The 5,470-nt window shown below is 59.8% G+C and carries 9 protein-coding genes and 1 pseudogene; 4 read left to right on the forward strand and 6 right to left on the reverse strand.

The window, feature by feature from the left end; genetic code table 11:
* Positions 1–64: 64 nt before the first annotated feature.
* From IVB12_RS07525 to IVB12_RS07535, 3 genes are read right to left on the reverse strand one after another with little or no spacing between them, the layout of a single operon-like run.
* On the reverse strand, positions 65–253 hold the full coding sequence (locus IVB12_RS07525; protein ID WP_247297301.1) for a hypothetical protein: 189 nt from the start codon (positions 251–253) through the stop codon (positions 65–67).
* The gene (locus IVB12_RS07530) at positions 253–768 is read right to left on the reverse strand and encodes a hypothetical protein (RefSeq protein ID WP_247297302.1); all 516 of its coding nucleotides are present in this window, start codon (positions 766–768) and stop codon (positions 253–255) included. The genes IVB12_RS07525 and IVB12_RS07530 overlap by 1 nt, the downstream gene beginning before the upstream one ends.
* Positions 769–776: 8 nt before the next feature.
* Positions 777–1,742, reverse strand: a complete 966-nt coding sequence (locus IVB12_RS07535) for a CBASS oligonucleotide cyclase (RefSeq protein WP_247297304.1) — start codon at positions 1,740–1,742, stop codon at positions 777–779.
* Between the two features lie 155 nt (positions 1,743–1,897).
* On the opposite strand from IVB12_RS07535, the gene IVB12_RS07540 reads away from it, so the two are divergent.
* The 4 genes from IVB12_RS07540 to IVB12_RS07555 are packed head-to-tail and all read left to right on the forward strand — an operon-like array spanning position 1,898 to position 4,179.
* Positions 1,898–2,110 carry a ribbon-helix-helix protein, CopG family gene (locus IVB12_RS07540; RefSeq protein WP_009734077.1) on the forward strand — a complete coding sequence of 71 codons (213 nt, stop codon included), beginning with the start codon at positions 1,898–1,900 and terminating at the stop codon, positions 2,108–2,110.
* Complete coding sequence (locus IVB12_RS07545) at positions 2,107–2,742, forward strand: GNAT family N-acetyltransferase (protein ID WP_247297306.1); 636 nt, start codon at positions 2,107–2,109, stop codon at positions 2,740–2,742. Before IVB12_RS07540 ends, IVB12_RS07545 begins: the two co-directional genes overlap by 4 nt.
* The gene (locus IVB12_RS07550; RefSeq protein ID WP_247297308.1) at positions 2,732–3,235 is read left to right on the forward strand and encodes a helix-turn-helix transcriptional regulator; all 504 of its coding nucleotides are present in this window, start codon (positions 2,732–2,734) and stop codon (positions 3,233–3,235) included. Before IVB12_RS07545 ends, IVB12_RS07550 begins: the two co-directional genes overlap by 11 nt.
* A complete protein-coding gene (locus tag IVB12_RS07555) occupies positions 3,232–4,179 on the forward strand; it encodes a DUF955 domain-containing protein (protein ID WP_247297311.1) in 948 nt (315 codons plus the stop codon). Before IVB12_RS07550 ends, IVB12_RS07555 begins: the two co-directional genes overlap by 4 nt.
* 289 nt (positions 4,180–4,468) lie before the next feature.
* On the opposite strand, the pseudogene IVB12_RS07560 reads toward IVB12_RS07555, so the two are convergent.
* From IVB12_RS07560 to IVB12_RS07565, 3 genes and pseudogenes are all read right to left on the reverse strand, one after another.
* Positions 4,469–4,723: pseudogene (locus IVB12_RS07560) on the reverse strand (type I secretion system permease/ATPase); the annotation flags it as partial.
* Positions 4,724–4,801: 78 nt separating this feature from the next.
* Complete coding sequence (locus IVB12_RS38110; RefSeq protein WP_256467097.1) at positions 4,802–4,936, reverse strand: hypothetical protein; 135 nt, start codon at positions 4,934–4,936, stop codon at positions 4,802–4,804.
* A 71-nt stretch (positions 4,937–5,007) separates the two neighbouring features.
* A partial coding sequence (locus IVB12_RS07565) for a hypothetical protein (RefSeq protein ID WP_247297312.1) occupies positions 5,008–5,470 on the reverse strand: 463 nt, incomplete at its 5' end.

Here is a 5,470-nt window from a genome sequence, read left to right on the forward strand (position 1 = left end):
AGCCGGGAAAGCCATCTGGCGCGACCGATTAATCGACATCGGATCGTCATCGGCAATGGCGCCATCAGGGTAACATTCGCAGATGCGGCAATACGGGGGTCAATATTGCAGGCCGAATGACACCCAGGATCTTTGCGAGCCGGTTCTTCTGCTCGTCGAGCCCGACCAACCGGGCCAGCCGGGATTGCGGATCGATATCGGGATAGGTGATACGGCGCTCGAACAACTCGTCGAGGGTCGGCTTGGTGTTCATCAAAAGCTCCTGACGGTGGCGCGGTCGAGGGCCCTGCCCCCGGACGAATAGATGCGGTCGCTTGCGAGATAGCCCGAGACTCCCGGTTCGGCCGCGCCGCTGCGTGAGATCGGCAAGGTCGCCTCGAACAAGTCGCGCTGGGTCTGCGTGAGCTGGTGCCACGCCGCACTGTAGGTAAGATAGCTCTTGAACGTTGCGCCGCTGACATCCGCATTATGCCGGATCCGGCCGGGATGGTCGTCGTTGGCGGATGCGCCAGCGAGATCCCGCGCGGTATAGCGCAGCGTCGGCTCGATCCACTTGCCGTCCTTCTGGAAGCCATAGGTGACGGTGCCGAGATAGCCGGCCTTGATCAGCTCCGTCGCTTCGGCCTCGAATTCGGCGATGCTCTTGTCGGAAGGGCTGCCGTAGAAGCGCTGCATGCGCTTCAGGTCGGTCGCGACCTTGGCGGCCATGTGGCGGGCGTGGGTGACCGTGAAGGTCGCGCTCTCGGTGAAGCTGTAGCTGTAGGACATTATTGACCTCACGCCTGGAAGGAGGAGCCGAAGACCTTCTGCCAATAGGCGACGGTCAGTTGCTTGTTGGGAGCGGCCAGCGCCGCATCGATGGCATCACCGGCATCGAGCGCGGCATCGACGATCGCATCCGCATTCGCCTTCGTGTAGAGGCGGGCGACGTTGTTGGCGGCGTTCACGGGATCGATGATCTGCACCGTGTCGGTGAAGGCGCCGACCGACGAGGCCGGATAGTAGTCGCCGAAGACGATTTTCGACCGCATGTCGGTGCGGGCGACGTAGGTGAAGAAGTGCTGGAGCGCCTCTGGATAGTCGGCGAAATCCAGGCCATCATCGCAGAGCTTGGCCAGAATCATCTCGATCATGAAGGATTTGAAGCGGAAGCCGTCCCGCTCCTGCTTCATGCGCCTCGCCCAGAACTTCACCAGCCGGACGACCTGGGCGAAATGCTTCTCCTGCGCGCGCTTGCGCTTGGCGGCGAACTGCAGATGCAGCGGAATGCTCGTCTTCAGGAACGAGCCGTCGTCCTGGCTGACGAGGTTGCCGTACCACTTGGGATCGCCGTCATAGAGGATCGGCACGACATCGACATCAAGGCCCGTCCCCCGGAAGGAGACGGTGACGGAATAGGTCTGCGGCTTGACTTGGTCGGGGTTGAAGTTGGGGAACGCCTTGCGCAGCCGCTCGGCGAGATAGTCGAGCAGCGCTTGGACATCCTTCGGCGCGTCGGCGCCGCTGATATAGCAGGCGACATCGATGTCGTTGAGGGAGCGAAGCGCCGTGCCCTTCGCCAGGCTGCCCGAGAGCAGCATCTTCTTCAACGTGAAGTCCGGGTGCTCGGACAGATAACCTTCGAGCTTCTCGCGAAGCCGCCGGGCCTGCGCCCGGTACTCATCCGCCGTCTCTTTGGGCAGGTTCACCTTGTCCTGCGCAAAGGCGGCGATCTCGGCATGGCCGACGTGCTGCCGTCCCATATCCTGCTCCTGTTGGCCGGCTGCCAGGGGGCGGCGGCGTTGAGACCAGCATATAATAGCTAAATTTTAGCTATTCAAGATGCCAAATTCAGCTATTGCACGTTGACAAAAATCCATTGATTCTCTATATGCTGCGCACAACGACGGAGGATGAGATGACGGCGAAGCGAACCATGACGCTGAACCTCACCGACGCCGAGATGCGGGTTCTGGACGAATTGTCGGCCCGGAAGGACATCACCAAGACTGCCGTGCTCCGGCAGGCCTTGCGCCTCTATCAGACGATCGATGCTCGGGTCGAAAAGGGCGAAAAGCTCTTGTTCGAGAACGACGCGACGAAGGAGAAGGCGGAGTTGATGCTTCTATGACGGTCAACGTCTCGAAAATCTATCTTCTCGATGTCGCAACCGATGGAAGCGTCGAAGCCGAGCTGCGCGATGCGATCGAGCAGGCGCAGCTCGACGATTGGCAGACAAAGTGGCGGCCAGCCCTCTTGACCACCCTTCAGGATCTCGTGCGCAAGGGCGTGCCGATCGAACAGTGGCCGCAAAGCTGGCACTGGGATTGGAGCAAGAAGACGACCCGCGTGCAGGGGCTCCTGGCCTTCCGCGGCTTCAGCATTGTCGCACAAGGCGAGACGCAAGGCCTGGCACAGGTCGATCTGACCAAGGCGGCACGGGAGGCCAACCAGCGCGGCAAGCCGCTCGTCTATCTCGACTACCTCGAGGTCGCTCCCTGGAACCGGCCAGACCTTGCGAACGCTCCGCGCCTGCGCGGCGTCGGTACAGCCCTCATCACGGCTGCCGTCGCGCTCAGCGAAGACGAGGGTTTCAAAGGACGTCTGGGGCTGCATTCGCTTCCCCAGGCCGATAACTTCTACCGCAAGATCGGGATGACCGATCTGGGGCAGGACACGGCGTACCAGAATTTAAGGTACTTTGAGATGACCAGCGAGCAGGCTCGCGCGTTCTTCGAAAAGGAGGAGAACGATGAAACTTGAACGAAGCAAAGAGTGGTGGATGGCTCGGGCACGTCGTGAAGGCGACGCCGTCATCGGCGCCGGCTTGCTCGCGTTCGACCCGGTGCTGGAGGAACGGCCGACCGCGACCGCGCAGACTGCTGCGGTCGAGGAAACCCGCATCGCGTTTGGCAAATTCGTGAACCTGATGCGCCGTCGCCGCGGCTTTTCGATGGAGAGACTGGCTGAGGTTGCCGACCTCGACGCCAGCGAGCTCCTCGTGATCGAGGATGATGTCCATTATGTTCCGGAACCTCGCACGGTCTTCAAACTGGCGCAGACCTTCGAGGTGTCGCAGCGGCGCTTGATGCAGCTTGCCGGCCTTGCCGCAGCGAATGATGCCGGCTTCCGGCAGGAAGCTGTACGATTTGCTGCGCGCTCCGAGGCTGTACATAAGCTCACTCCAGAAGAAAATTCCGCGCTTGAAGCGTTCGTCGCCGTCTTGAGCGAACAAGATCCCAAACGAGTGAAGTGAAAAACGTCAGCCTCAAAGATCGGACGATCGCCGACATCGACGGACAGATTGATAAGGTCCTGCGGGGCCTTGGCAACCCCGAGCCGCCGATCGACTTGCGCCTTGTCCGTGACCTGTTGAAGCTCGACCGCGGTTATTATTCGACCACCGACGATAGTCTTCTGCGCGAGACTTTCTCGCGCCTGAAAGTCGCCGGCCTTCAGGTTCTCCTCCGCCCGACCATCCTGCGCGATGCGGTCCAAAGTCTCAGCCTGAAAGCGCTCTATCTGCCCGACCAGAAGCGGATCCTGCTCGACCAGGATCTACCCATCCTCAAGCACCGCTGGAACGAGGCCCACGAGATCGGCCACGACATCATCCCCTGGCACATCGGCATGATGTTAGGCGACACCGAGCAGACGCTCACGCCCGCATGTCATCAGATCATGGAGGCGGAGGCGAACTACGCCGCCGGCCAACTGCTTTTTCTCGCGGGGCGCTTTGTGAAAGAGGCCACCTGTTCAGTTCCGAGCCTTGCCTTCGTCAAGAGCCTTAGCAAGGGGTTCGGCAACACCATGACTTCCACGCTCTGGCGTTTCGTCGAAAAAGGCCACGGCGGCCGGCCGATCGTGGCTCTGGTTACCGGTCATCCGCATCGCTCGCGGCGCAAGGCCGATTTCGATCCTGCGAATCCGTGCCGGTATTGCGTGGAATCTCCTCCTTTCCGAGATCGGTTCGGCAACATGCGCGAGACCGACCTGTTCGCGACGATCGTCAGCTATTGTGGCTCGCAGCGCGGCGGTAGTCTTGGCCGCAGCGAGGTGCTGCTCGCGGACCTCAATGGAGATCGGCATGTCTTCGACTTCGAGACGTTCTTCAATCGTCACGAGGCGCTGACACTTGGCTATTGGTTGCGCTCACACAGCTCGGCCCTACCGATGCAAACACTTTCAACCGGCCGATAACGACAGTAGTACCGCCGACGACGAAATCGGAGCGGGGCAGTCGCTGGAGTGAAACGAGGACGCTCTGCCAGGAGAGTTCGCCGAGCGGGCGCTTGAAAGTTTCCCGCGCCGGCTGAACGAGCCAGTCAGCCTTATTGGCTGCGGCAGGTTGGTGGAATATCCATGCCCCTCCATCCAGGCAGCATCGACCAGAAGCCCCTGCGGGCAGGTACTTTCGAGTTGGTTTCGTTTTCTGTCGTTTTGCTCAGCCATACTAAGTAAATTAATCATTTTTCAAACGCCACGCGCCGGCCTCGAAGTAAGCGATCGACAATTCCAACAAGTAACGAAGCAGCCGCGCCTCCAATTCGACGTCGACCCGATTGGTGGTGTGCGCTAACGTAAGTGCGCAGAAATCGCGGCAGAGTTTCGAAGATCGAGATGACGACAAGGCCGATGAGGAGCAAGTCGAGCGTGCTCAACTGCGATGAACCGGCACCATGACGATCACGACCTGAAAGAACAGCAGTGAGATCAGCGCAAAAACCTGGAGAAAAAACGAGGCGACACACCATGTTCAGCGCCTTGCCGCCGAACCACGCGCGGGAGATTTCGCTCTCCCTGAACCCATCGACACAAAGGGCTAGCCGCCGCCCCCTTTGAACTCGTAGTCCTGAAGCTTTTCCGCCCAACCGGCACGGATCCGTGCTGGATCGTGATCGCCGGTCCAGCGCCACTTGGCGGAGCCTGCGTGCTCCTCCAAAACCACCATGGTCAAGGTATCGCCGGTTGACTGAATGTTCGGGCGCGCCGGTTTAAGAACGCTGTTCCTATAGCGGACAGGCGATCTTAGGAAAAGATGAAGCCGCTGCCGAAACGCTCGCCCAGGTTTTTGCAGAGCGTCATAAACAAATAGGCGATGTAGAAATTGCACGACCGCAAATATTTCTCGCGTGGTGAAAGCCCCTGACCCGGGCTCAGCTCCGGCAAAACGGACGTTGGCCCCTCCTCACGGGAGCCAAACGCTTCGCGCAGGCCAATCGCCAACCATACTTCATCGCCAGCCTTGAGTTCACTGACAGACGTTGGCGAGGCGAGATTCGGCCTATAGAATTCCAGCTTCTCACTTACGCACAAGTTGTTTGCCAAATCACGGCATCGACCAAAGCCGAAATCCTGAGCCCGCTGTTCATGCGCAAATATGTTCCTGATATGACCTTGCCCCCTGGACTTAATCCAGATTGAAGTTCGCTCTGGCCCATATGAGGACCAGAGCATGAAGCGCAGCCGCTTTACGGAAGAGCAGATCATC

It is taken from the genome of Bradyrhizobium sp. 179 (genome assembly GCF_023073535.1).
Classification (GTDB): domain Bacteria; phylum Pseudomonadota; class Alphaproteobacteria; order Rhizobiales; family Xanthobacteraceae; genus Bradyrhizobium.